22 protein-coding genes and 1 pseudogene are annotated in these 26010 nt (G+C 53.5%); 17 read left to right on the top strand and 6 right to left on the bottom strand.

The annotated features are described in order from the left end of the window. Positions 1-7 precede the first annotated feature (7 nt). From GPL81_RS05760 to GPL81_RS31350, 17 genes and pseudogenes are all read left to right on the top strand, one after another. Positions 8-1198 (top strand): lipid-transfer protein, encoded by a 1191-nt coding sequence (locus GPL81_RS05760; protein WP_160105715.1) that lies wholly within the window; start codon positions 8-10, stop codon positions 1196-1198. A 160-nt stretch (positions 1199-1358) separates the two neighbouring features. After that, the gene (locus GPL81_RS05755) at positions 1359-2468 is read left to right on the top strand and encodes a CaiB/BaiF CoA transferase family protein (RefSeq protein WP_160105713.1); all 1110 of its coding nucleotides are present in this window, start codon (positions 1359-1361) and stop codon (positions 2466-2468) included. Between the two features lie 57 nt (positions 2469-2525). After that, positions 2526-3719, top strand: coding sequence for an MFS transporter (locus GPL81_RS05750; RefSeq protein WP_160105711.1), 1194 nt, complete (start codon positions 2526-2528; stop codon positions 3717-3719). Between the two features lie 10 nt (positions 3720-3729). Beyond that, positions 3730-4629: an MBL fold metallo-hydrolase gene (locus tag GPL81_RS05745; protein ID WP_343038520.1), complete on the top strand. Its 900-nt coding sequence runs from the start codon at positions 3730-3732 to the stop codon at positions 4627-4629. A gap of 297 nt (positions 4630-4926) precedes the next feature. Next, positions 4927-6429 carry an aldehyde dehydrogenase gene (locus tag GPL81_RS05740; protein WP_425502527.1) on the top strand — a complete coding sequence of 501 codons (1503 nt, stop codon included), beginning with the start codon at positions 4927-4929 and terminating at the stop codon, positions 6427-6429. A gap of 205 nt (positions 6430-6634) precedes the next feature. Then, positions 6635-7483: a helix-turn-helix transcriptional regulator gene (locus GPL81_RS05735; RefSeq protein WP_160105859.1), complete on the top strand. Its 849-nt coding sequence runs from the start codon at positions 6635-6637 to the stop codon at positions 7481-7483. A 1-nt stretch (position 7484) separates the two neighbouring features. Continuing rightward, on the top strand, positions 7485-8867 hold the full coding sequence (locus GPL81_RS05730) for an aspartate aminotransferase family protein (protein ID WP_160105707.1): 1383 nt from the start codon (positions 7485-7487) through the stop codon (positions 8865-8867). Positions 8868-9133: 266 nt separating this feature from the next. Then, positions 9134-10519 carry an APC family permease gene (locus GPL81_RS05725; RefSeq protein WP_160105705.1) on the top strand — a complete coding sequence of 462 codons (1386 nt, stop codon included), beginning with the start codon at positions 9134-9136 and terminating at the stop codon, positions 10517-10519. Between the two features lie 137 nt (positions 10520-10656). Further along, positions 10657-10872, top strand: a complete 216-nt coding sequence (locus GPL81_RS05720) for a hypothetical protein (protein ID WP_160105703.1) — start codon at positions 10657-10659, stop codon at positions 10870-10872. Positions 10873-11092: 220 nt separating this feature from the next. Next, positions 11093-11739 (top strand): annotated as a pseudogene (locus tag GPL81_RS05715) (dTMP kinase). 85 nt (positions 11740-11824) lie between these two features. Further along, complete coding sequence (locus GPL81_RS05710) at positions 11825-12184, top strand: biotin/lipoyl-binding protein (RefSeq protein WP_160105701.1); 360 nt, start codon at positions 11825-11827, stop codon at positions 12182-12184. 862 nt (positions 12185-13046) lie between these two features. After that, positions 13047-13322 carry a hypothetical protein gene (locus GPL81_RS05705; protein ID WP_160105699.1) on the top strand — a complete coding sequence of 92 codons (276 nt, stop codon included), beginning with the start codon at positions 13047-13049 and terminating at the stop codon, positions 13320-13322. Positions 13323-13697: 375 nt separating this feature from the next. Continuing rightward, positions 13698-14978 carry a tyrosine-type recombinase/integrase gene (locus GPL81_RS05700; RefSeq protein ID WP_160105697.1) on the top strand — a complete coding sequence of 427 codons (1281 nt, stop codon included), beginning with the start codon at positions 13698-13700 and terminating at the stop codon, positions 14976-14978. A 624-nt stretch (positions 14979-15602) separates the two neighbouring features. After that, positions 15603-16892: a hypothetical protein gene (locus tag GPL81_RS05695; protein WP_160105695.1), complete on the top strand. Its 1290-nt coding sequence runs from the start codon at positions 15603-15605 to the stop codon at positions 16890-16892. Positions 16893-17224: 332 nt separating this feature from the next. After that, positions 17225-17794 (top strand): TetR/AcrR family transcriptional regulator, encoded by a 570-nt coding sequence (locus tag GPL81_RS05690; protein WP_160105693.1) that lies wholly within the window; start codon positions 17225-17227, stop codon positions 17792-17794. 222 nt (positions 17795-18016) lie between these two features. Continuing rightward, complete coding sequence (locus tag GPL81_RS05685; protein ID WP_246218901.1) at positions 18017-18436, top strand: phospholipase D-like domain-containing protein; 420 nt, start codon at positions 18017-18019, stop codon at positions 18434-18436. Between the two features lie 341 nt (positions 18437-18777). Next, complete coding sequence (locus GPL81_RS31350; protein ID WP_246218897.1) at positions 18778-19620, top strand: hypothetical protein; 843 nt, start codon at positions 18778-18780, stop codon at positions 19618-19620. 83 nt (positions 19621-19703) lie between these two features. On the opposite strand, the gene GPL81_RS05675 is transcribed toward GPL81_RS31350, so the two are convergent. The 6 genes from GPL81_RS05675 to GPL81_RS05650 form a co-directional block, all read right to left on the bottom strand. After that, complete coding sequence (locus GPL81_RS05675; RefSeq protein ID WP_160105689.1) at positions 19704-20567, bottom strand: DUF4231 domain-containing protein; 864 nt, start codon at positions 20565-20567, stop codon at positions 19704-19706. Between the two features lie 543 nt (positions 20568-21110). After that, positions 21111-22385, bottom strand: coding sequence for a tetratricopeptide repeat-containing protein (locus GPL81_RS05670; RefSeq protein WP_246218896.1), 1275 nt, complete (start codon positions 22383-22385; stop codon positions 21111-21113). 149 nt (positions 22386-22534) lie between these two features. Then, entirely contained in the window at positions 22535-22951 is a 417-nt protein-coding gene (locus GPL81_RS05665) for a TIR domain-containing protein (RefSeq protein ID WP_160105687.1), read from the bottom strand. A 418-nt stretch (positions 22952-23369) separates the two neighbouring features. Then, positions 23370-24641, bottom strand: a complete 1272-nt coding sequence (locus tag GPL81_RS05660; RefSeq protein WP_160105685.1) for a TIR domain-containing protein — start codon at positions 24639-24641, stop codon at positions 23370-23372. A 187-nt stretch (positions 24642-24828) separates the two neighbouring features. Continuing rightward, the gene (locus tag GPL81_RS05655; RefSeq protein ID WP_160105683.1) at positions 24829-25194 is read right to left on the bottom strand and encodes a histone-like nucleoid-structuring protein, MvaT/MvaU family; all 366 of its coding nucleotides are present in this window, start codon (positions 25192-25194) and stop codon (positions 24829-24831) included. A 369-nt stretch (positions 25195-25563) separates the two neighbouring features. Beyond that, on the bottom strand, positions 25564-26007 hold the full coding sequence (locus GPL81_RS05650) for a hypothetical protein (RefSeq protein ID WP_160105681.1): 444 nt from the start codon (positions 26005-26007) through the stop codon (positions 25564-25566). Positions 26008-26010 lie beyond the last annotated feature (3 nt).

Genomic DNA, 26010 nt, shown 5'->3' with positions numbered 1-26010 from the left:
AGCAGCAATGTCGCAAAAACCTTACGTTGCCGGCGTCGGCATGATCCCTTTTGTCAAGCCAGGCACCAGCGGTACCTACATCGAAATGGGCAGCGAAGCGATTCGCCTGGCGTTGCAGGATGCCGGACTCAACTACAGCCTGGTTCAGCAAGCCTATGCCGGCTATGTCTATGGCGATTCCACCAGCGGTCAAGCGGCACTTTATGAAGTCGGTATGAGCGGCATTCCGGTGGTCAACGTCAACAACAACTGTGCGACTGGCTCCAGCGCATTGTTCCTGGCGCGCCAGGCCGTGGAAAGCGGTGCGGTCGAGTGCGCCTTGGCTTTCGGTTTCGAGCAGATGCAGCCTGGCGCCTTGAAAGGCCATTGGGACGACCGTCCACGGGCCACCACGCACAAGACCCAGGGCGTGATCGACGCCTTGACCGGCGACATTGCCGATATGCCGAGTGCCCTGCGCCTGTTCGGCGGTGCCGGTCGCGAGCACATGCAAAAGTACGGCACCCAGATGAGGACCTTTGCCGCCATTCGCGCCAAGGCCAGCCGGCATGCGGCCAACAACCCGTTGGCGTTGTTCCGCAAAGTGGTCAGCACTGACGACGTCATGAACGACCAACTGATCTGGCCGGGGGTGATGACCCGTCTGATGGCTTGCCCACCGACCTGCGGTGCTGCGGCGGCGATCATCTGCTCGGAAGCTTTCGCCAAAAAACATGGCCTGCGCACCGACGTGGTGGTCCTTGCCCAGTCGTTGACCACCGACAAACCCGTGTGTTTCGAAACCCGCTCGATGATCGAAGTGGTCGGTTTCGACATGGCCCAGCGGGCTGCCCGGGAAGTCTATGAAAAGGCCGGTGTCGACCCGCTGGACATCCGCGTTGCCGAGATGCACGACTGCTTCGCCCACAACGAACTGCTGACTTACGAGTCCCTTGGGCTGTGCGATGTCGGCGGCGCCGAGCGGTTTGTCCTCGACGGCAACAACACCTATGGCGGCCAGGTTGTCACCAACCCGTCCGGTGGCCTGCTGTCCAAAGGTCATCCGCTGGGTGCGACCGGCCTGGCGCAATGCTACGAGCTGACCCACCAGCTGCGCGGCACGGCGGACAAGCGTCAGGTCGAAGGCGCCAATGTAGCGCTGGCGCACAACCTTGGCCTGGGTGGCGCCTGCGTCGTGACCCTGTACGGTCGCGCCTGATAACGCGATCCCCCCCTGTAGGAGCGAGCTCGCTCGCGATGGTCGTCAACGATGACGCGTGTTTACTGGCTAAACGCGGCGCTCTTGAGTTCATCGCGTGCAGGCTCGCGCCTACAAAAGCCTGTGCCCAACGGCCACGAGATTCATTGAGGAAAGTTTCATGCTGTCAGGAATCAAGATCGTAGAAATCTGCGGAATCGGCCCGGGGCCATTCTGCGCCATGCACCTGGCCGACCTGGGGGCGGACGTGATCGCGGTGGAGCGCTCCGATTCCGTTTCGAACAACGGCAATGCCCCGGCCAACTCGCTCAACCGTGGCAAGCGTTCGATCGTGGTTGACCTGAAAAGCCCCGAAGGGCGCGAGACGCTACTGCAACTCCTCGAAAGCGCCGATGCCGTGATCGAGGGCATGCGTCCCGGGGTCATGGAACGCCTGGGCCTGGGTCCGCAGGAATGTCAGGCACGCAATCCACGGCTGGTCTACGGGCGCATGACCGGTTGGGGCCAGCAGGGTCCGCTGGCCAACGCGGCAGGTCATGACAACAACTACGTTGCATTGTCCGGTGCGCTTTACCACAGTGGCACGGCCGGCGAAGCACCGTCGTCGCCGATCACCCTGCTCGGTGACATCGGCGGTGGGGCGCTGTACCTGGCCGTCGGCTTGCTGGCGGGTATCCTCAGTGCCCGGCAGACCGGCAAGGGCACGGTGGTCGATGCGGCCATCGTCGATGGCTCGGCGCACATGATGCAGTTGATGATGTACCTGGGCGGTCGAGGGCTGCTATTCGAAGAGCGCGGTAAAAGTGTGCACGATGGCTCGCATTTCTACGCCACTTATCGTTGTGCCGACGACCAGTACGTGGCGCTGGGTTCGCTGGAGCCGCAGTTTTACACCTTGCTGATGCACAAGCTGGGTTTGCAGGATGACCCGCGTTTTGCCAGACAGTGGGACCGCAAGCACTGGGAAGAACTGCGCGGACTCCTGGCCGACATTTTTGCCCGTCAGCCACGCCAGCACTGGTGTGATCTGCTCGAAGGCAGCGATGTCTGCTTCGCCCCGGTATTGAGCCCGCGAGAAGCTTCGCAGCACCGGCACATGGTGGAGCGGGGCGTGTACTTCGAACGCGATGGCATGCTGCAAGCCAGTCCGGCACCGCGTTTTGACGGCCAGCGTGTCACCCCAGGCGAAATTCCCGACTGTGGTGCACACACCGCAGAAGTCATGGACGCGCTCGGGGCTCGTGGTCCAACCGCTGTATGGCGTTCATGATGGCGCAGATGCGTTTAAGCCGATTATCCGTACTTACTCCATAGTGATGGCTGTGCTTTGAAAGACTCTTCTCGTTTGCCTGGTGTTCTGGACATTGTTGTATTGGGGTGGCTGCAGATTCTGGCCTGGGGCGGCTCTTTCTTCCTGATGGCGGTCATGGCCGATCCGATCATGAAAGAGACCGGCTGGCCGAGCCCATGGGTATTTGGTGCCGTCTCCCTTGGCATCCTGGTCAGTGCAGTGCTGGCCCCTTTGACCAGTCGGCTTATCTCGCGCTGGGGCGGTCGCATCGTCCTGGCGAGCAGTGGTCTGTTCATGGCGATCGGGTTGTTCATCATGGCAAGTTCGACATCGCTCCCCCTGTTCCTGTGCGCCTGGGCGGTCATTGGTGTGGGTATGGCCCTGGGTCTGTACGATTCACTCCTGGCGACGTCGGGCGGGTTGTACGGCGAGCGGGCGGGGAGTGCCATTACCGGTATCACGCTGATCTCCGGGTTCGCTACCACCCTTGTCTGGCCAGTGGTTGCACTTGCCATTGAACATTTTGGCTGGCGCAGTACCTGCCTGGCCTATGGCTGTTTGCTGCTGGTCACCGTGGCGCCGCTCTACCTGTGGGTGCTTCCGGGGGGATTGGGCGTGCTCGCCAAAAGCAATGCACCGTACGAAAAGGCAGTTTCGGTGGATGGGCGTGTTTACCTGCTGCTCACGACCATCTTTGCGGTGGGGGCGGTGATCATGACGGTGATGTCGGTCCATCTGATTGCCCTGTTGCAGGGGCAAGGGTATTCCCTCGCCATCGCCGTCGGATTGAGTGCGCTGGTGGGACCCAGTCAAGTGGGGTCACGATTTCTCCAGGTTTTTGCACGAAAGCACCACCCCATAGGGATCACGCTCATTTCTGCCGTACTGATAGCGGCGGGCCTGATGCTGGTCGCGCTGGCACCTGCGGCCAGTGCCGTGGGGCTGGTGATTTTTGGTGCGGGCAATGGCTTGCGCGCAATCATTCGAGGCGTGCTGCCGTTGGCCCTTATGTCGCCATGGCACTATGTTCTGCTGATGGGGCGGATGGCCAGGCCGTCCCTGATTGTTCAGGCGCTGACTCCGCTGGTGGGCGGCTACATCATGCAGACGTCTGGCGTGGCCAGTGTTTGGGTGGGTGTCTGTTCATTGGCGGTGCTGAATGTGGTGTTGGTGTGTGGGCTGATGCGATTGATCCGCGTTGGCGGGGCACTGTCGCCAGCAGACTCATAGGGGCTTCGTTTTGTCATTGAATTGCAGCTACTACCGCGCTCCCGCCGTGCCGCGCCGACTGACCAGCCTCAACGGCGCACCGCGCAAGCTCGATGGAGGTGTGCTGTTTGGCAGTACACCACGCCGGATCTGGGAACAGTGGATGGCTCCCGATCATGAGCACCTGGTGGAACTGCCGTCCCGCGCTCTGCTGGTCCAGGAACCCGGCCGCAATATTCTGGTACTGGCAGGGAGTGAGTTGTTGTTGGCGCCTCTGCCGCGCACCTGCAACTGGCAACCCAGGCAGAGCGGTCTTCTGAACAGTCTGGGCAGGCTTGGCCTGGGCGAAAACGATATCGATCTGGTCCTGCTTACCCATTTGCATGCCAGCCCATCACCGCAGCAATGCCGGGTCATAGACGCGGGCCAACTGCTTCGCGTGCTGTTCCCTCGTGCCCGTTACCTCACAGGTGCCGAGCATTGGCGGCGGGCCCTGCATCCACATCCCCATGAACGCAGCCGATTCATACCCTGGATTTTGCGCCAACTGGAATTCGGCGGGCGCCTTGAACTGGTCGAGGAGGGCACGAGTCCCCAACTCGGCAGTGGATGGCATCTGCACCTGAGCGATGGCTATACCCGCGGGCAATTGTTGCCGGAGATCGCCATGCCAGGCGGGCCAATGCTGTTTGCCGGTGACCTGATTCCCACCAGCCATTGGCTCGACCTGACGGTCACCAGCGGGTATGACCGTAATCCTGAAAGCCTGATTGGCGAAAAGGAACGGATTCTGGATTATCTGGTATCCAACCGAGGGCGCCTGTTCTTGCCCCGGGATCCGCAGCATGCGCTAGTGAGGGTCATGCGTAACCGCCAATCACGTTACGTTTCCTACGATCATGCTGGGCACTTCATTCATCAGGAAGCATAAGGCCTGACGGACCGGGCCTTTTGTTTTGCTGCTCAAACTGCGTCACATCACACGACGTCATAGTTTCAACAATCAGCTGTCACCGGTAGAGTTTGAAAAGGTTATTTTTTTCTTCTGGCTAAAGTTTTGGCTGCGTAGAAGCGCTTATATATGTGAATTCAATATTCATTGTCGACTATGGACGCGGTCGAGCTGGTAGATACCTGATTAGTTTTTTTGTTCTGATAAGCCATATTTTTGCTCGTTTTCCTAAATCGCCGAGTGCCGCAACATCATGATCTTGACTCATAACAAATCATGGAGCAGAGCGTGCACGACTTTAGCTACTGGCAGCAGCGGGCTGCCAAACAGAATTTTGCCGACAAGGCCTGGATTGACGGTCGCTGGGTCGCAGCTCAATCCGGGGCAAGTTTCAATTCCATAAACCCCGCGACTAATAAACTTCTTGCGAATATATCTGCCTGCGGCGATGTCGAGGTTGACCTGGCAGTAAGGGCCGCGCGGCGTTCTTTCAACCAAGGGCCATGGGTTCGTATGGCTCCAGCTGAACGCAAGAAAGTCCTGCTGCGCCTGGCCGAGCTGTTGCTGGCCCATCGCGAAGAACTCGCGCTGCTTGAATCACTCAACATGGGCAAGCCGGTGATGGACGCCTACAACATTGACGTGCCTGGCGCGGCAAACGTATTCGCCTGGTACGGTGAGGCTGTAGACAAGATCTATGACCAAGTCGCGCCAACCGCGAGATCTGCCTTGGCAACCGTCACCCGGGAAGCACTCGGCGTGGTCGCCGCGGTCGTCCCTTGGAACTTCCCTTTGGATATGGCTGCCTGGAAACTGGCGCCCGCTTTGGCTGCAGGGAACAGCGTGGTGCTCAAGCCTGCCGAGCAATCCCCGGCTACCGCTTTGAGGTTGGCCGAGTTGGCTCAGGAAGCGGGCATTCCTGACGGCGTCTTCAATGTGGTTCCTGGCTTGGGGGAGGTCGCTGGCCGGGCGTTGGGTCTGCACCCTGATGTGGACTGCCTTGTGTTCACCGGCTCCACTCAGGTGGGCAAATATTTCATGCAGTATTCCGCACAGTCGAACCTCAAGCAGGTGTGGCTGGAGTGCGGCGGAAAAAGCCCAAGCCTGGTATTTGAGGATTGCCAAGACCTTGACCTGGCCGCTGAAAAGGCTGCCTTCGGCATCTTCTTCAATCAGGGTGAGGTCTGTTCCGCTAACTCCCGTCTCTATGTACAACGCTCGATTCAAGACGAGTTCATGGAACGCTTGATCGCCAAGGCAAGCCAATGGATGCCGGGCGATCCTCTGAATCCGGCAAGTCGTGCAGGGGCGATCGTAGACACTCAGCAAGCGGATCGAATCTCGTCTGCAATCGAGCAGGCTTCGTCGCAAGGAGCCCGGCTTGTGTGCGGGGGCAATCGCCTGACCTTCAATGGTTCAAACAACTTCATCGAACCCACCATCTTTGCGGATGTTCAGCAAGACATGGCGCTGAGTAGAGACGAGGTCTTCGGGCCGGTGTTGGCCGTCACGGCATTTGACACTGAGGAACAGGCACTTGCGATGGCTAACGACAGCCTCTATGGACTGGCCGCGTCTGTCTGGAGTGATGATCTCAATCGAGCTCACCGTGTAGCTCGAGCGCTTAACGTGGGCACTGTTTCAGTAAACACAGTGGATGCGCTTGACGTCAGCGTGCCTTTTGGCGGCGGTAAGCAGTCGGGTTTTGGGCGGGACTTGTCTCTTCATTCTTTTGACAAATATACCCAGCTGAAAACGACCTGGTTCCAGCTACGTTGATCCTGAGAGGGCTGATAATAATCGGCTGTCAGGGTGCGCTAATTCCCACTATAGGGTGATATCGGTTACGTATTGCCCGTGGGATAATCACAACAAGCAAGCGATACATTCGGACGCCTCGGGAAAGGAATTCCGAGGCGCCTACAAGCACAGGTGGCGTGTGGTGGACAGTGAACAACTTGCATCAGTGCAGTGGTATCAACAGATGGCAAAAGTGGTTACTGCTGTTGGTCGACCTGATTTTGTGAGTACGCTAGTTAGAGCCTTCAGCATACTTGCGCCACTCCAGGCTACGACGGTTTACCTCTATCCGCATGACGGTCTGCCCAAGGCCTTGTTTGAACGCGACGACGAGGGGCCGTGGTTACCGGAAGGAAACGTAAAACAATATCTCTCGGGCTTTTATTTGCTTGATCCGTTTTACAGTGTTTCTGTCGAGAGTGTCGGTTCAGGTTGTTATCACCTGGCGGATGTTGCTCCCGACCACTTTGAGCGAAGTGAGTACTATGTGGCCTTTTATCAGCATGCCCATATTGAGGATGAGCTTAATTACATTCTTCAAATTTCGCCTGGCTATACAATTGCGGTATCCCTGGCCAGTGCCAGCAAATTAAACGAGCAACAACTGCAACAGTTCAAGATGATAAGTCCTTGGGTGCTGGCGGTGCTCAGTAAACATTGGGAAGGGTTAGGTGCCGATACGTTTAATGGTATGTTTGAAAATCAATTTGCCCGAAAAATACATACTGCGTTAAACAATTTCGGCAGCTCGGTTCTGTCTCAGCGCGAATGCAAAATTGCTCAACTGATATTGAAAGGGCATTCAACCCGCTCCCTTGCCGAGCGTTTAGCCATATCTGAGGATACCGTTAAAACTCATCGTAAACATGCGTATAGCAAGCTGAATATTGCCTCGCAATCGGAATTATTTTCCTTGTTTATCCATTCTCTCGCGCAAGCTCAGGATGTTTTTTTCAAGGATCCGTTAGAAAACTATAGGGGTGCAGACAACAATCCGTCCCCGCCATCAATCCAAAAACAAGAAGGTGATTGAAATGAATTTACCATTCAAGCCAGGTCGGGCGACTGAAGATTACCAGGCCTCGGACGCGGCACATCACATTCATGCTTTCCTTGATCAAAAAGCGTTGAATGCGGAAGGGCCACGAGTGATGGTGCGAGGTGAGGGCCTCTACCTCTGGGACAATGATGGTAATCGCTATCTTGATGGTATGTCGGGTCTATGGTGCACCCAGTTGGGTTACGGTCGTACTGACCTCACTGCGGCAGCCAGTGCGCAGATGAACCAACTGGCTTACTACAATATGTTTTTCCATACTACGCACCCGGCCGTTATCGAACTGTCCGAACTGCTGTTCAGCCTGCTGCCCAAGCACTACAGCCACGCGATTTATACAAACTCAGGCTCAGAAGCAAACGAGGTGTTGATCCGCACCGTGCGCCGCTACTGGCAAGTTGTCGGCAAGCCTGAGAAGAAAATCATGATCGGTCGCTGGAACGGTTACCACGGCTCGACGCTGGCGGCCACTGCGCTCGGCGGTATGAAGTTCATGCATGAAATGGGTGGCATGATCCCGGACATCGCGCACATTGATGAGCCGTACTGGTATGCACAGGGCGGCGACCTTACACCGGCTGAATTCGGTCGTAAATGCGCGCTTCAACTTGAAGAAAAAATCCTGGAACTGGGCGCCGAGAATGTCGCAGGGTTCATCGCAGAGCCGTTCCAGGGCGCCGGCGGCATGATCTTCCCGCCTGAAAGCTACTGGCCGGAAATCCAGCGGATCTGCCGTCAATACGACGTCCTGCTTTGCGCGGACGAAGTGATCGGAGGTTTCGGGCGTACCGGTGAATGGTTCGCTCACGAGTACTTCGGATTTGAACCCGATACGCTGTCGATCGCCAAAGGCCTGACCAGTGGTTATGTACCCATGGGTGGGCTTGTACTGTCGAAGCGCATCGCAGAAGCGTTGGTAGAGCAGGGCGGAGTGTTCGCACACGGCCTGACCTACTCCGGTCACCCTGTTGCAGCCGCGGTCGCGGTGGCGAACCTGAAGGCGTTGCGTGATGAAGGCATTGTCACTCGGGTGAAGAATGATTCAGGGCCCTATTTGCAAAAATGCCTGCGTGAAGCCTTTGGTGACCATCCTTTGATTGGTGATATTCAAGGAACCGGTCTGGTTGCTGCGCTGCAGTTCGTTGATGATAAAAACACTCGCAAACGCTTTGAAAATGAGAATGATCTTGCCTGGCAGTGCCGTACTTTCGGGTTCGAAGAGGGCGTTATTATCCGCTCGACACTGGGCCGCATGATTATGGCCCCGGCGCTGGTAGCAGGGCACACGGAAATTGACGAGTTGGTTGATAAAACCCGCAAGGCTGTAGATCGCACCGCGAAACTCATCGGCCGGCTTTAAACATTCCAAGGCCCGGAGCGTCGACAAACTTTTCGTCGACGCTCTCTCTCCCCCCATACATTTGCCTTTCGCTGGAGTCGTTCGTGACGGCATCGGTTACGTGCGCGCTGCCAGCGGGGAGGGCAGAGATAGAATTTTATTCTGAAGGTTGAAATCGCCTTTTGAGTGAATCTTGATTTTTTCAGTCGCCGGAGATATTCGGCGACGCGTTTCCTTTCAGCCTGAATAACAGGCAATAAAGTACTCTCATGATTTAGGAGTTCGCAATGACTACAAAAATAAGCGTACCCGACTCTTCTGGCCATGCTGGCGAGAAAACAGAATACTCCGGCTCTTCCGCAACATTCAGAAAGTCCTTGGGCATACCCGCACTGGTGCTTTTCGGATTGGCATACATGGTTCCCCTTGCTGTATTTACAACCTATGGACTTGTCACGCAAATGACCAAGGGCAACATGCCCACTGCGTATTTGTTCACGTTAGTCGCTATGCTGTTGACCGCATACAGTTACGGCAGAATGGTTCAAGCTCACCCGTATTCAGGTTCGGTTTACACTTACACTCGAAAGGCATTTGGTGCTCATTTTGGGTTCATTGCAGGCTGGACTCTATTACTCGATTATATTTTTCTCCCTTTGTTAAGCTACCTGCTCATTGGGATTTACATGTCAGAGTATTTTCCAGCCGTTCCCGCTGCAGTGTGGGCTTTGGGCTCTATTGTGCTGGTCACCGGACTAAATCTTGTCGGAATAGAATCTGTTAATCGCGTAAATCTCGTTCTTGTTGTTGCGCAGTTGGTGTTCATCGTTGTTTTCGTAGCGCTTTCCGTAAGTAAACTTAGTGGCCAGGCGAGCGAGGTGTCTTTGATGCTTCCGTTCCACAACTCTGAATTTAGTTTGCCGCTTGTTTTTTCTGGCGCGGCTGTTCTATGTCTTTCTTTTCTTGGCTTTGACGCTGTATCAACGATGGCTGAAGAAACTCGAAACCCTCGCTTCCGCATCCCGGTAGCGATTATGGCCGTAACATTGATCGGAGGCGTTTTGTTCCTGGTTGTGTCGTATTTTGCACATCTGATTTTCCCTGAGTGGAAAACTTTTGTAGATGCAGATTCAGCGTCCGTCGATGTCATGCGTCGCGCAGGTGGTGAAATGCTGGTGACAGCGTTTACTGCTACCTATGTCGCGGGCTGTTTTGCCTCTGCAATGGTTTCTCAAGCTAGCGTTTCCCGGGTGCTTTTCGCCATGGGCAGAGATGGAGCGCTACCTCGAGTCTTTGGCGTCCTGCATACCAAAAAGCGAGTTCCAGCGGCAGCGATCATTGTTGTCAGCGCTCTATCGCTGATTGCGTTGTTCATCACACTGGATGCCGTTGCAAACATGATTAGCTTCGGTGCCTTATTTGCGTTTTCTGCGGTCAACCTGGCAGTGATCAAGCACTATTTGATCGATGAAAACAAAGTAGGCCCTAAAAACTATCTGCTCTATGGATTTATTCCAGCGCTAGGATTTCTCTCGACTCTATGGCTTTGGACAAGCCTGTCACACATGTCATTCTTGATCGGCTTGACCTGGATGGCTGTTGGGATCATATGCCTGATGTGCCTTACCAGAATGTTCAAGGTGAAGTTGCCAGAGTTGCAAATGGCCGAATAATACTTGAGTGGTGAGAGGTGCTGCTTCAGCCTCTCATCAGCTTCAGCCTGTGAATCAACATCAGTTTTTGCGGCTGAAACACGGACGAAACATTCCAGCCATATGATTCGCGTCACTGAAATCCAGGGGAGGTGGAGATGAATCGGCCATCAAGAAACATTCGCAAACTGCTCGACTCAGTCGCCACTAACAATGAGAGAGCGGCGCTCGATGTGATGCGCGCAGCAGAACAGCTCCAGGACGAGGTGCTTCGTCAACGGTTGCTCAACATGATTCACAGGCTCAACCAGGACGCCAATGATTTGCGAATGGCGCGCGACGATATCCAAGGCGGTGCCATAAAGCTCGCGTGATCGGTCTCGGAGGCGTTTCTTGGCTGCGCCTTCGGGCCACTGAGGCCCCGATGTTCATTAGCGCCTGTTACCCTGATTTTGAAACCCTTTAGCCAGAAACCAGGTTAGAGTCTTCATCATTGTCTGTTCATAAGCCCCCCACACGATTCGCGTAGTCGCCACAAGCGGTCCCAGCGAACGAACCGGGCAAAAAAACCGAATATTAATCGTTATGTGAAAAATGAATCGTCCGCTGTTTGTTTCTCTAGATGGGCCCAAGGGTGCCGGAAAAACCACACTGTTGGAGGCCGTTACTAAAGTATTGAGGGCAGACAACAAAAAGGTGATCCGACTTTGCGAGAAGAAAAGCGATCCCTATAGGGGCGAAACAATGACCCTCGTTAACAAACTCGTCAGAAATCCCACCCGGGATTTGGAGTTGGAGGTTTGTGAGCGCTTTGCTGATAGCCGTACCTGGATTTCCCAGCATGTCCTGGCTAAACAGCCACCAGGCAGCATCATCTTGATCGATCGCTGGTACCCGTCTGAAGCCGCATTTCGCCGGATAGTCCCGTTTGCAGAGATTCTCCAGTTGAACATTAATCGAAACGTGCGAGTGCCAGACCTGCATGTCGGGGTTGTTACCGCCCCTGATATTTCATGGGCGAGGGCAGCGGCACGACGCCGTGGGCTGAGCAGTACTGTGATCCATAAGCTGGAAGAACATGTCGCTTGTACCAAGGCGTTCGAGGGAGCGATTGCAGATAACGGCTGGGTTTATGCCGTAATGAAGGAGCGATCGAAGACGCAACGATGCAGGTGATTTCCGAGATCTATAGAGTCCTCGATTCTCATATGCAAGGCGCCGTTTCACAACGCAATATTTAGCAAATAACGTAATTACAAATCACTATGATTCGACGCTTTGTAAGGATATAAATCCGCTCCTCTCAGTAGCAGCTGAAAATAAGTCATGGAAAGACCAAGTTTTTTTCGCCAGGAGGTTTGGGCGACAGGCTCAGGAAAGCAGTTTGGAAGTGTGCTGATTCATCAGCCACTGCGTTGCACGCTGGTCGCCGGGCCAGGTTTGGCGTTGGTGTTCGCAGTGATCGCCCTGGCGTACTTCGGCACGTACACGCGCAAAGCCACTCCCAAGGGCTTGCTGATGCCATTGCAAGGCATGCTCAGGCTGACAGCATCGGGCAGCGGCATCGTCCGAGATGTTGCCATCCGCGAGGGTGAAAAGGTTGTCAAAGGTCAACCGCTGTTCACTCTTTCCGCGGAACGCAACAGTCTGGAGGGGGGACCCAGAAACTCACTTCCGAGCAATTGAATCAGCGCGAGTTGCTGTTTAAGTAGGCACAAACGAAAAGTCAGGTATGTATCATGAGTGATTTTGGATGGGCGCTAATTGTGGGGTTGGTGATTGTTGTTGGGGCAGTGAGGGTGTTCACTCAACGAACAGGCAAGAGTTTGACGCCTGTACAAGCAATCCTGCCTATTCCTGTAGCGTTTTTGCTGGCAGCCGCACTTGTATTGATATGGAGGGCTATTCCTATATGAAAGTTGCGCTGCAGGCAGAGAGTCAGGAGTGCGGGCTCGGCTCGCAGCAGCCCGATACGATAGGTTGCTGGCCCACCTTGAGCTCAAGGCCGCGGTAGGCGCTCTGGCGGAAAAGGACTTGCGTCGGATCAACGATCTGTTGGCAGGTCAGGAGCCGGGGAGAATCAGTATGCTTGTGCCCGCCAGTCGTTACTGATCGCGGCCTATAGCTCCAACTGGATCGATTTCGATAGTGACAGACAATTTCTTGCTGTGCTCAAAGCACTTTGGCAAAGTTCCGCTCTGACACATCATTTAACATAATATACATTATGCGTATCGTCCTATACGGGCGTGGGAGCGTTTGTCGCGATCAACGATTCACCGGACAATAATTATTGATTCACCGGAATCCTTTAGAAATCATAAGCCTGTGGATCTAGCCTCAACCTACATCTAGAAATTGCAAATGACCCCCTACGCATAAAGTATGGGGCCGCTCCTGGTGCTCCTGTGGCTCTCATCGCGACGCTAGAGGGGTTGGAGCCCTGAGCGATCCAGAAAAAGTGCTAATTCACCGGAAAAAAAACGTGGTGGAAAAAGAATGTTAAATCGCCGGAATATTTGCCCTTGAAGCATGAAAAAGGGATCGCGTGGGGATTGTTGAAGGCGAAGATGCAGTATTTGGGCAAGATAAGGTGCTCGTCGACCCGATTTCGAAGCCAAAACCGCATTATTTAATCACCGGAAAAAAGAAAAAAACCTCTAAATTATCGGAAATAGCCTCATTTTTTACCAATAAAAATTCGGATACGCCCGTAATGCTTGGGTTGCGCAAGATTTTTAATTCGCCGGAAAAAAGTGAAAAAAATGATGAATTGCCGGAATCGGCCATCATCAGCGGGCGTAAATGGTTCGAGAGCCGATAGTCGTCTATTCAGCACCCAAGTTGGTGAAATACCGCGTAAAACTTAATAGATAAGTCGATAATATATGTGCGATGTAATGATGAAGTTCGGGTGCGCCCGGCGCGGTCAGCACTTTCCTATTCGAGCGTTGTGACTACTAAGTAACGAAAAATAGTATGACATTGATTTGCTATCTCCTCCTCGATACCATCCGTCTGATGAGCGCGAAATCGGCACCAAGGTTAATTACACTAAACGGCTATTTAGTGTAGTTAACTTTTTATCTCAATCGAGTTCGTGTTCCCGCTCGAGGCCTCCAACTCACGCCCAATATCCGATAACTCCCAGACCCGGATATTTCATTCCCGCAAGTTGCCATTTCATGCAGGACGTCCCATGCCTTCGTCACCGCAACCCCTGTTTGAAAGCTACCGACGCTTTTTGGAGCTGAACTTTCAGCAGATCAGTGAAGAATTACCTCTGGTGCGGGAATACTTGGCCAGCTTTCCCGAGGCACTGGAGGCTCACCAGGGCTATATCGCTGCGCGTGGATTCCTCAAATCGTATGCCGGCAATGAAGCGACCTTCAATTCCTACCGCACGCACGTGGAACGCTTACTGCTTTGGTCACTGCTGGTGGCCCAGAAACCCTTGCTGGCATTACGTCGCAGCGACGCCGAGGCGTTTATGGAGTTCTGCTTGCGGCCGGCAGCGGCTTGGGTTGGCCCGGTGGTCAAGTCGCGCTTCGTTCGGGTCGGGGGTAAGCAGAAATGCAGCGCCGACACTTACCAGCTCAATGCCGCTTGGCGTCCTTTCAGCCAGACGGCGCCCAAACGTGACAAGTATCTTCCGGAACCGGCCACGACGGAAAACCGTTACAAGATGGCTCAGGGCTCCGTGGCCCAGGTGTTTGCCGTCTGTGGCAGCTTTTATCAGTACGCCATGGACGAAGGCCTCACCGAAGCCAACCCATTTCGCGCGGTCAAACAAAAAGCGGTCTATAAGCAACGCCATACCCAAGAGGTATCTGGCCGCGCCCTCTCCCACCTCCAGTGGGATTATGTGATCGAAACCGCGGAAGAAATGGCGGAAGAAGACCCGGTTCATGAGCGTACCTTGTTTGTGCTCACGACCTTGTTTGCCATGTATTTACGCGTTTCTGACCTGGTTGGTCGCGATAACTGGGAGCCGACCATGGGGGATTTTCGGCGCGATACCATGGGCAACTGGTGGTTTCATGTGGTTGGGAAAGGCAACAAGTCGGCTAAAATCAGTGTGCGCGATGACTATGTACACAGCTATTTGACACGCTATCGCCGACACTTGGGGCTGAGTGCCCTGCCCTCACCGCATGAGACCTATCCCCTGTTGACCACCTTGAATGGCCGGGGCGGCCTTTCAGGTCGGCACCTACGCCTGTTGCTTCAGCAGGTGTTTGATCGTGGCTTGCTGAAGATGACCGCAGAAGGCCGCAGTGATGATGAGATCGATAACCTGCGTTCGGCGTCGTTGCATTGGCTGCGCCACACATCGGCAACCTTTGATGCACCTTTTCGCGATATGAAGGATTTGCAGGCGGACCTGCGCCACAACAGTCTGAGCACCACGCAAAACACTTATTACAATTCGCTCGACGAGCAGCGCGCGCACTCGGTCAAACACCTTAAGTTGAAATAGTGGAGTTGAATGATTCGGCATATACAATGCTGTCCCGTGTACTTGGTCACAAGGGAGTCGTGGTTGTGGAACGGCACCGACCCCGCCAAGTTAATAGTACATGTGGTGTACTATTAAGTTGAATTAGCTATGACTGGCGCTTGATCCACGCACGCTGCTTTAACATTCTTTCAGCCGTGCTGCTTCGCGGTGACTGAATACTTCCCTCAGCGATGCTCCGCACCGACGTTCTACAACCGATCCCTTTTCCAACGTCCCAGGTGGAATCGCCTCGGTTGATAACTGGTATGTCTGTTCTTTGTTTCTCAAGGGTCATGACGCAGGACTACCGTAGCTCCAACTATTCGATTGTCTGGAGCCTCTTGTGAAAAATGTCTTTGGCTTGAACGTGATTTTTTCAGCGTTTACCTCCTCGTTCCCCGCACGATCGGCTTCTAATAATGAGGACGGGTTCACACATTCGCCCTCCGTGGTCAACCGGGCCCGCATGGCGCGTCGTGTGGCAAGAATCGATGATCGGTTCGACGGTGCACGCAAAGCGAGCTGAGCAGAGTCAAGCGTCACACTGCATGAGCTAGGCTGTCTGATCATCGACTCCATCAGCCACCTCCTAAGCGCTCATGCATGGAAAACACACCGAACACTCCAGCCGTCATTGATGAGTCGTCCGAGGACACCGTTACCCGGGAATCACTCTACGAGCAGGCTTGGTCAATGCCGATGACCAAGATCGCGGAACGTTATGGGGTGTCCTCAAGCTACTTGGCCCGCGTATTCACCCATTTGAATATTCCCCGCCCCGCTGTTGGGTATTGGGCGAAGGTCGCCGCGGGACAGCGTCAAACCTGTCCGCCGCTGCCGGAGGTCCAGCCAGGCGCTCTCCTCGCCTGGAGCCGGAACGGTGCGCCCGAACAGATCTCACGATCATTGCCTAAAGCCCCCGCCAAAAGTCGCGGGCGCTCGTCCAGTCGCGTTGCGACTCTTCCTCGCCGGCATCCGTTACTGGTGGACATTGAAGAGCATTTTAAGAAAGCCCAGGAGACCGATGAAGGCTATCTGCGGCCTTCAAAGCGCGCGATGGCCGATCTAATTGTGAGTCGCTCAGGTGTCAATCACGCCATTGACTTCGCCAATCAGCTGTTTTTGGCCCTGATGAAAAAGGGTCTGGCGGTCGCGCTCTCTGATCCGACGACTCACATGGGCCGTGAGACAGTGGATCATCGAGAGGTGGCATCAAACAGGTACGTGCACCCTGCCCTGTGGCGACCTCAACGTCCCACGGTCGTCTACGTCGGCACCGTTGTGTTCGGCCTGTCCATTTATGAGATCAGTGAATACGTCCACGTGAAGCGCCCCGAGAAGAAATACGTCCGCCTGACTGCGCTTCCGGTAAGTACCAGACGCTCCAATTACCCTGGTGGTTGGATGATGAGCGCCGATATGCCAAGCAGCAGATTGTGTTTGCAGGTGTATTCCCCCTACTACGGTGTGGAGTGGATTCAGCGATGGACCGAGAACAAGCCTGGCGATTTGGTCAGCAAAATTCCAGGCATCGTGAAGGCTTTGCTAGCCGAGGCTCCGGCTCTTGCGAGCAAGGTGGAGATCGAGCGAGTACGGAGCGAGCAGGAGCGGCAGCGACACCTGTTACAGATGGACGAGTGGCGACGCCAGGAGGACGAGAAGCGTCGGCTCAAGGCGATTCAAGACAGCAAAGATCAGCTTGAAACGGTAATTCAAACCTGGGCGAAGGTGAACAGTATTCAGGCGTTCTTCGAAGACATTGCGCAAAGGGCGCAGCGCCTCGAATCAGAACAGCGGCAGGCTGTACTGGATCGCCTGGCTAAAGCGATGGCGCTGATTGGCGACTTGGATGCGCTCAAGCACTTTGAAGCTTGGAATCCACCCGAAGTTTAGTTATGCCGTCAATATTCAGGTCCCTGACGACTCGAAACTTTACGCCATCAGCGTAATTCGTTCCTTGGGCGAAGGACTCAGCTGACCCAAAATTTACCCAGTCCCTCGATCCCTCTTTTCTGTGCACTGTGCCTCAGAGACTGAAATTAAGGTGTGCGTACTTCCCAAGAATTGTGATGGTCCTCAGCGTTCGCTGACCGGGCTTGGCAAAACAAGCTGAGCATTCGGCGACTCTCATTGCGATCCCGTTATATGACGACTATCATGCTTGGCCATTTGCCTATTTATGGTGGCGCCAGGCTATCCGGTAAGCTCGCCACCAGGAGTAAATAATGAGGGTTACAAAGGAGAAAGCCGCTCAAAACAAGCAATCGATGGTTTTCGCCGCGGCTCGTTCCTATCGTGAAAAAGGGACTGAAGGAATTGGCATCGCCGAATTGGCCCGCTCGGCAGGTCTGACTCATGGAGGATTCTATGGGCAATTTCCAGGCGGAAAAGACCAGCTAATTGCAGAAGCGGTGAGCAAGATATTTGAGTCGAATATTGAATGCTGGAAGTCTGCTGAATCGCTCAAATCGATCATTGAATTTTACCTCTCCGAGGCGCATCGAGATGACAGCGGGAACAGCTGTCCTATTCCATCATTGGGATCTGATGTCGCGCGCTGCGGTGGTTCTGCCAGTGCTTCGTTCACCGGTGGGATCCATGGCCTGTTATCTGCCCTGATGGGGCACATGCACCAAGGCACACCGACTGAGAAAAATGAAAAGGCATTGCAGATACTGGTATCAACTGCCGGTGCAACGCTCATTGCCCGAGCAGTCGATGACGAGGGCTTGTCCTTGCACGTGTTGCAGACGGTGGCCAAGATATTGGCCGCTACCACGTCATTGACTGAATGAGGCGTGCTGAGTCCCGACCATCAGCAACTTAGAGACTGCTCATACTGCTGAACGGTGTGCCACGAGATAATCCTGTGCAGGGCTATCTGCTGGTCACAAGACTACGCAGTATCGACCCGCCCAACTCGGCCGAGGATCGCTTTTATCTGTGAACAGAGAGGTCATGTGGAATTCATTCTAAACCGCGAGGAAAGAGATCACCTTGGTGTGATAACCCAATTGATGGGCGAGGCTCAGCGAATAGTTCTGTGTTCCGGATGGATAGATCAAAAAGGGCTGAGGCTTCTTCGTACCGCTTTAAAGTCTGCACTCGCTCGAGGAGCGGAGATGACAATCGTGACAGACGTGAGGCATACACCACTACGATGCCGTTCCAGCCTTGCCAGGATGACAGCGCTTAGGCATGTCTTGGCCTCCAAAGAGACCCGACTTCATACCAAACTGTACTACTTCGAAAATGGCAGAAGCTACTCAGCGCTAATCGGTTCGGCCAACCTCACCGAAGGTGGCCTGACGCTCAACCATGAATTTTCGACGCTGATGCATGGTTGTCATGGCGATGCACAGCATCGAAGGATCAGTGAATACCTTGACCAACTCGATGCACGACACAGTCACTCAACCCCTCATTTGCGGGCCTAAATGCCGCGTAATTCAGCGATCATTCATTCCATCGATAGCACCATCGAACCCAGGAAGCTCTCTTAAAAAAAGGCGCGCGTAACATTCACTCCACACCCACCCACTAGATCCGGAGCGCGCCGCCATGGAACGCGTGATCATCCTCAGACATCGCTGTCTCGGTCCTCGCAGCAAACCCTTTCGCGGTCTCCTCGGTAAAACCTCCGATGTGGAAAAATCTAGGCCAGAGTTGCTGAAACCAAGTTGCGCTGAAACGTTAAGATCCGCATTCTGGCGGGATGTGTAGCGCCTTGGCGAATGCACAATTACGGGGTATCAAGCATGCTAAGGAGTGCGGTTTCATGTTCAATTTATTGGTGAACGCCGGTGGCTGGGCGGACAATCACGACACTTTCAGTCACGGAAGAATTCTGGAGTACACGACCCCTGCGCTGGTAACCCAAATGAGAGCTGATGGGGTGCTCAACGTTGCCGCTCTGACCGCCATGCCGACCCTTTTTATGGATGAAATGCGAGGGGACGGCGAAGAGTTTGCAAGGGTGGGCACCATTATGAGTATTCGAGACGGGGCTCGAGGTCAGGTGCTTTTAGATTACATCTACGACGCGAATGTCCCCCCGATCCCTATCGCAGAAATCTATCGCTTGCGCTCCAGACTCGGCATCAATGACTACGAATTTTCGCGCACACATTGGGCGGTGAAAGATATAGATCTTTTCCGATTCATGCTGACCGAGTTAAGAGGTTCTCGTCGTCATCCGAGGATCTTCCAGTTGCCGGAGTCAGCGACACTCGTCGACGACCAGCTATCGGTAATGATGCCATTTGCAAACTCTGCCTTAGTACTTGCCGCCATACAGCGGGCCGCAGGGGCGGCAGGTATGAGATGTGACCGGGCCGATGATATCTGGGACCACCAGACGGTTATGGAGGATGTCGTGGCACTGATTGATCGGTCTGCAATCGTGGTATGCGACTGCACAGGCCGAAACGCTAACGTGTTTTACGAGATTGGCTTGGCGCACGCTTGGGGCAAAGAGGTAATCCTGATCACGCAAAACCCGGCTGACATCCCTTTCGACCTCGCTCACCTTCGGTATCTGCATTACCACCCGAACAATGAAGGCCTGGCGACGTTGGAGGCTCAGCTGCTCGCCAGGATACGGACTTTGCGCGGAGGCTGATCAAGAGACCCGAAGCAGCTGAACAAACCTCTGCGTGGGTAAAGTCGGGCTGTGGCGCTGACCTACAGGCCACAGCCAACTCATCAATTATCTTTGCGCGCAACCCATTGCGTGTGCTCTCTCGAGAAGGCGTTTTCGGCGTCCCCGACGAATGAGGAAAACCTTTGTTCGGTCATCTCTACCTGAGATTGTTCTCGGACAAACTGAATCTCAAAGGCGGTCAAGGCGTAGGACGCTGACAGTTCGGTGTATCTTTTCGCCTGCATCCAGCTGAGTAGACTCGCTGCGGCAGCCACCATCACGTCGGTTGGCCAATAAGGCGCGGTCAGAAAGGCAATTCTGACGAGGGCTAATATGATTGCGACGACGTTGACGCCGATCAACAATCTGAAGAACCACTTGGCTGCGCGGGCATTGGAAGTTGCCTTTGCGTTGTACCAAGCCAGCTGATTTTCGATGCGATGCTCCAGGTACGCCGCCCTCCTCGCTTCCAAGCTCTGCGCGCGAAGCCGCGACATTTCCTCACTGATCTGAGGACTGTCCAGGTGGGAGGTCAGGACGCTAGCGATATCTCGATTCTGGTCAAAAACCGCCTTAATTTTCCGTCTGAACATTTCTTTCGCAGCTTCATCTTCATCGTCAAACGGTTCGGCTTTGGAAATGTACCTCCAGGTCAAAGTCTTGATCGACTCTGCGACAGCCCGACCCGCATACCAGAATCTTTCAGGACGATGAATTGCGAGGAAAACCGAACAACCCAGCGCTCCGAGCAGCGTGAGTGCTTGCAACACGGCCATGGACCAATGAGGGAAATTGATTACGGAAAGCAGGGCTGCACAGACCAGGAGAAACAGATTCACGCCCAAGGCACGGAAAAAATCCCCCTGCCGATCCTTCGATAGCTGATCTGTAGATTGATACAACGCTGGAAAGTCTTTTTCCTGCACGACGCTACTCCCTAATAACCCAGTTTTTTGTAAATATCGTCGCCATAGTAGTAGTTCTTGGTAGACATTTTTGAGAAATTTTCGATCGCATATAAAACAATTTTGGCTGAAAAAGGTACGAAAATCGCCCCTGCGCTGATGAGTAACGATGGGCACGTATGCTTTACCATGGTTCTTGTATTATCTAGATTGACCGCAATGATGCGACAACCTTTTTCGATGGCTACCTCAAGTTCCCAGCAGACTTATTCATGTTTGTAGCGAGTATCTTTTCCGATCAGGATCACAAATGTATCCGCAGCGTGAGGTGCTCCCTGCATTTTTGTTTGATCTGTCCTTCATCTTCTGGGTCTAGCGCGTCAGTGAGCTTGCAGTTCGAAAAGCTTACATCCGCGTACTCTGCATCGCTCCAGCCGAGCATAATCCCAATCATGCGAACGTCACTGTTGGTGAAGCCAACAATGACTTTCCGAGTCTCCATACGAAATTTCTTTTACACCATCAGTGTCGCTTTCTTCCGAGTAATCTGTACCGCACAAAAGACTAAGCGTTTTGTTGTCTACGGGTATCCAGGTTGATGATTTCACTCTTTCCTAACTGGAAGGTCTCAATCATCCATTGGATTGACATGTTGATCATGAATTCAGCCTCGTAAGCGATGGCCTCCTTCGCGTGACCTAGCGCCAGATAGCAATTTGAGAGGGTGGCGTATACCCACTTTATGTCTGATCGATCGACAGAATCGCTTTCTGCGAGGATAAGCTCCAATCCCTCAACGACTGAGGCCCGAACTTTGCGCGCTGACATGAAATCGAACTTCATTTCGTCCGCGTCTGACTGTTTTTCACCGCGGTATTCGTAGCAGAGCGCCAGGTTCTCTCCGTTGTAGTAATCGCGGCGGACCTCATACCCTCTGCCGTAATGCTTGATGGCCAAATCAAGATAGTGTCTTTCACCTAGCTCCAGCCAAAGCCGTTTGCAGATCGCACCAGCAATCCCCAGCGTTTCTGGATCATTGGAACTGTCAGGCGACAGAGCCGCCAACACATCCATCGCTTCAAACAATGCGACTGATAAAGTCGGAAGCTGCGCTTTGTAGGTAGCAAGCGCCAGTTGCTGGAGAATAAAGGGCTCTCCCGGTTTCATAATGGCTGCGAGCTTCAGTGTCTCTTTAGCATCTCCATGGCGACTCTGATCAGAAAACATCTGAGCCCTATGCATCAGGCCTGCGAGTCGAGTTTGCGCGGCTTCTGCGTCATCCAATAAGTCAGCGTACTGCTCGTCGGTCAGGCGAGGACGCTGGAGGCGAGGCAAGAAGGTGTAAACAGGGCTATCGGGCTGCGTCGAGAGCATTACAGCAGCAATTAGGTCTCCCAGCGCAGCACTGGCCCTCCTCGCCTCTCTTGCCGCGATATCAAATCCAATGTGGTTGTAGCGGAAGGTGCTGACGTGGTTAAGGTCAAAATACAGTCGCCCTTCATCCTCGACCATTATGATGGTCGAATTCGGCCGCAAAGCGTGCCGGACGCCCAGCTCGTACACGGCGTTGACGTTACCCGTGGATATATCTGCAATGACGAGATCCGCACGAAGCAGCATCTCGTACATTTGTGTATCAATTATCCCCGAGTGCACGATTTCATCTGCACGGATGCACCGCATGTTTTGAGCGGCTACAGCAGGCTGAATAATCGACTCGTAGGTTGCATCCAGGTCCAAGGTACGGCCTGATTCGAAATCGGTTTTCTTCCCGAATCCCATAATGACGAAACATACTTTCATATTCTCAGAATCATCAGGTAAATCTGTACCAGGCATGTCAACACTCTTAAACCGGAAGCATAGAAAATCCCGAAGCGCCAAAGGCACTTCGAAATAATCCAGGAGGGGGTTAGGTCCAGCGCGTCTGAATGGCGTTAATTAGAAACACCTCAGTTCAACGCTGCTTTGATAACGGGGCAATAGCCTTAATAACCAATTTTCGCATTGTTTAATGCGTCCACGATTCGATCCCTGGTGAAACTGGTAGCCCAAGAGGTCCCAACATTCAACAAACCTGCCGGCGACTTATTATCTTGAGCAAGCTTGATTGCCGCGATTTTGAGTCTGACGTCACTTTGTTTAGCCCTTTCGATTTCCCACTTCATCCAGTCACTCTCATGACTTTTTTCCCCGACGAGCACCAAGATGTGGGTCGCTTCCATCATCATTTTGGTTAGCGCGGTTTTGACTACCCCCGCATTGCTGCTGTTAATAGCTACGTCCGGGCCGCGACTATCAAACGCGAAATCGAAATCTTTGTTGGCATCCCAAGCTTGCAGTAAACGCTTGTAGAGAACGTCTTCCGAGTGGTCGTAGCTGATAAAAACCTTGTGCTTAGCCATTGATACACTTCCCTTTGATTGTAATTTTATTGGACAGGATCACGTTAACCGAACAAAACGCCCGACAGCCACACCTAATCACCATGCACAGATTCTCACGCAGCTGTTTCAATGAAACAGACACGAATAATCCGCAGCAAGGAGCGCATGTAATAATTAAATTGCAGATAGACCCGAAAAACTGAGGGTAGTCATGCGCAGTAACTTTGAAGTCAAGCATGACGCCCGTAATGCGACAATGACAGATAACAGCGCGAAATCAACACCTACCATGCATGATTAGTCGTTTTTTTGAGAAAAACTTTCGTTACTGAGACTATCCTGAGTCAAGAGATAAGTTTGCCAGGCTGTTGTGAAATGCAGAGCACCTGAAATGCCAGCGCTTGCTTCAAATGATGGCGTTTGCCCAAGCTGGCAGCTATGCACCAGGATCCAGCGCATCAGCCGCTTCTAACCTGCTCACAACACTGACCAGTACTGCTTCGCCGTTAGCTTTGCCCCTACAGGTCATCTTCAAAATAAATCGAATTCTGTAGTACTCGTCGATGCTGTTTGAGACGTAGATGTCCATGTGAAGGTCGTTGACTCGGACTGACCGTGCAGGCATAGGCTTCATTTCAAATTCACAGTTCAATGCCGACATCCATTTGCCTCCAGCTATCGTGACTGCGTCCTGCTCACGATAGGTGGTGTTCGGCGGAGGAGGAAAACCCGAGGTGTCAGTTGCTGTCAGATACCACTTAATGGGCTCTTTGGAAGTGTTGTGAATGCTCAGTGTCCCGTGGGCCACATCAAAATCGAGCGCAATGCTGGGTGCGAGGGGGTGGAACGGCAACACCTTGCTGAAATCATCACTACGGTCACGCAAAATCCGATAGCTGAAAATCAGCTCGTCGATTTCGGTACCTCGGGACTGGTCTGCCACGTACTCAATTCTCACTAGGGCATAAAACCCTAGGTGACTTTGCACGACACACAACGCACCGATGTGGGGGCTGAGGTTGGGTGATGAGAAATCTAATGAGGCCGCAGCAGTCACGTCTGAGCACTCCCAAGCACCAGGAGCGAAGGCTATTCCCCGGACGGTTGGGGTGTCGTTGTAAATATGGATCGACTCGCTGCCCGCTCTGCTGAAGTGCAGTTCGAAACTCCAATCCCCAGCACCGATAGTGAACCGACCGCCAAAGCTGCCATAGCCGAACCGCACAGTGTTCGTGTCTTCTGGGCTGAATGGCGGCGCTACAACACTCGCCTTCTGCGTAGACAAGTCGACACCCAGCTTCTTGCATATCAGCAAGGCAAGCTGCTCGGGTTCATAGTTTTTAGCCTCGACGTAAATTTCGCTCAGCGGCATGCCGGGGACTTTTACACGATCGAAAACCACTTGGAGCACGGTGTCATCGTTGCGTTCGAGGCGCGAGGCCAAGGCCGCACTGCGTTCAACCTTGCACCAGGGTTTGGCGACGTACTCATTGGAGACGAACATAACCACGTAGCGGGCATCGGTACCGTAAATGCCATCTAGTGACACGATGCCATCCGTTCCCCACAGAAGGACGGCTTCATCAGTGTCAAAGAAGCAACTCACCCCGAAACCTTTCAATGACCGAGCCACGCGCTCGACATAGCCCCGTTGCTCACCAGCAAACGAGAGTGCAACTTCGTACTTGAATGCTTGTTCTGCGGTCATCGTAAATCTCGAACGGGTGATTACAGCGGATCGTACACATTTATCTCGAGGTGGGGGCAACCGACAGCAGCAAGACCGTCACGCCCCCTCTCAGGGTCCCCTTCGACGTCGAGCAAGCACCTTTCAAAACGTACCAGCATGGCTGAAACGACAAAGGCCCCTAAGGGCCTTTGTCGTGAGACTAAATTTATTTGGTGCGCCAGGTCTCAACCTTTTCGGCGCCGTGCTTAAGCTTCCATTGTTTGAGCAAACGATGGTTGCCGCCTTTGGTTTCAACCGTCTCACCAGTTTCAGGATGCTTATAAACTTTGACTTCCCGCGGCCGACGCGTTGCGCGCGACGGTGCAGCAGCTCCTTTGCGGCGACCAGCCTGAGGGTCGAGCAATGCGATGACGTCTGGCAAGCTCCGCCCATACTCGCTGAGTAGCTTGCGAAGCTTGGTTTCGAACTCCATTTCTTTCTGAAGGCCGGCATCCTTTTTCATGTTTTCCAGTGCGGCTGTCTGCGAAGCTAGTTGAAGCTCGAGCTTTCGGTATTCGGCGAGACGTGACATGGGAGAACCCTATGCTGGTGAAAAAACGTTCTGTTGAGTGCGGTTGTCGCCTGCAATAGAGACTGCGCTAAGAGCAGCGCGACTCAATTTTTATTCCCCAGTACGAAAAGTTTAGCCTCGGACATTAGAGAAGCATCGGCTTAGCGCTGACTGCGTCGCTGCTGGTAGTAGTTAATCCTGACCAGATACTAGAACAACGCTTGCTGTTCAGTATAGTTTTTCACCTGCTGATAAATTTGCCCTGGACATTCGAATAAAAACTCATCGCAACCTAATCCCCTCTAGCCTGGGCCCCTTCGGAGGAGATAACTAGGTAAGGCATCAGTGGCATGCACTGACACCAATTTTGCGTTTTATTACCCCGTGGCGTCACGCTTGATCAAAAACACGTCGTGCCTTGAAGTGACGTCGCAGAATGAGATAAGCCACGCCACCACCCATCAGCGCCAAGATGCAAAGCGACAATCCAATGGAGTGAGTTGCCTTCAATACCCCGATGAAAAGCGGGCTCAACAACAGCATGACTACGACACTCAATGCAATTGTCATGGCTACTGGTTTAACCGCGGAAAGCCTCACCACTTCCCCATCCGCGAGCTGCGCCGAGTATAAGGTGTGGTTCCCCAGTATGCTTCGCACCATTGATAGCTTGACCTGACGCCCTACCTTAAGAAAGGACCTCATAAAATCATCGCACACAACATTCTTCACGCGCGTGCCATTCACCTTGATGAATGACAGCGTTCTCTCCCCCTCCGAGTACGAGCCATAGCCAATTTCTTCGATCACGCCGTCTACAATCAAAATACTCAAAAT

The sequence above is a fragment of the Pseudomonas izuensis genome, from assembly GCF_009861505.1.
GTDB classification, from domain to species: Bacteria; Pseudomonadota; Gammaproteobacteria; order Pseudomonadales; family Pseudomonadaceae; genus Aquipseudomonas; species Aquipseudomonas izuensis.
This window is presented reverse-complemented; position numbering and strand designations above follow the sequence as displayed.

Excerpts from the sequence above, each read along its gene's own strand:
- GPL81_RS31350 (WP_246218897.1), top strand. The coding sequence starts at position 18,778 with ATGTTCAATTTATTGGTGAACGCCGGTGGCTGGGCGGACAATCACGAC.
- GPL81_RS05690 (WP_160105693.1), top strand. The coding sequence starts at position 17,225 with ATGAGGGTTACAAAGGAGAAAGCCGCTCAAAACAAGCAATCGATGGTT.
- GPL81_RS05700 (WP_160105697.1), top strand. The coding sequence starts at position 13,698 with ATGCCTTCGTCACCGCAACCCCTGTTTGAAAGCTACCGACGCTTTTTG.
- GPL81_RS05760 (WP_160105715.1), top strand. The coding sequence starts at position 8 with ATGTCGCAAAAACCTTACGTTGCCGGCGTCGGCATGATCCCTTTTGTC.
- GPL81_RS05755 (WP_160105713.1), top strand. The coding sequence starts at position 1,359 with ATGCTGTCAGGAATCAAGATCGTAGAAATCTGCGGAATCGGCCCGGGG.
- GPL81_RS05740 (WP_425502527.1), top strand. The coding sequence starts at position 4,927 with ATGGAGCAGAGCGTGCACGACTTTAGCTACTGGCAGCAGCGGGCTGCC.
- GPL81_RS05720 (WP_160105703.1), top strand. The coding sequence starts at position 10,657 with ATGAATCGGCCATCAAGAAACATTCGCAAACTGCTCGACTCAGTCGCC.
- GPL81_RS05695 (WP_160105695.1), top strand. The coding sequence starts at position 15,603 with ATGGAAAACACACCGAACACTCCAGCCGTCATTGATGAGTCGTCCGAG.
- GPL81_RS05735 (WP_160105859.1), top strand. The coding sequence starts at position 6,635 with ATGGCAAAAGTGGTTACTGCTGTTGGTCGACCTGATTTTGTGAGTACG.
- GPL81_RS05655 (WP_160105683.1), bottom strand. The coding sequence starts at position 25,194 with ATGTCACGTCTCGCCGAATACCGAAAGCTCGAGCTTCAACTAGCTTCG.
- GPL81_RS05660 (WP_160105685.1), bottom strand. The coding sequence starts at position 24,641 with ATGACCGCAGAACAAGCATTCAAGTACGAAGTTGCACTCTCGTTTGCT.
- GPL81_RS05725 (WP_160105705.1), top strand. The coding sequence starts at position 9,134 with ATGACTACAAAAATAAGCGTACCCGACTCTTCTGGCCATGCTGGCGAG.
- GPL81_RS05670 (WP_246218896.1), bottom strand. The coding sequence starts at position 22,385 with ATGCCTGGTACAGATTTACCTGATGATTCTGAGAATATGAAAGTATGT.
- GPL81_RS05730 (WP_160105707.1), top strand. The coding sequence starts at position 7,485 with ATGAATTTACCATTCAAGCCAGGTCGGGCGACTGAAGATTACCAGGCC.
- GPL81_RS05665 (WP_160105687.1), bottom strand. The coding sequence starts at position 22,951 with ATGGCTAAGCACAAGGTTTTTATCAGCTACGACCACTCGGAAGACGTT.
- GPL81_RS05710 (WP_160105701.1), top strand. The coding sequence starts at position 11,825 with ATGGAAAGACCAAGTTTTTTTCGCCAGGAGGTTTGGGCGACAGGCTCA.
- GPL81_RS05685 (WP_246218901.1), top strand. The coding sequence starts at position 18,017 with ATGGGCGAGGCTCAGCGAATAGTTCTGTGTTCCGGATGGATAGATCAA.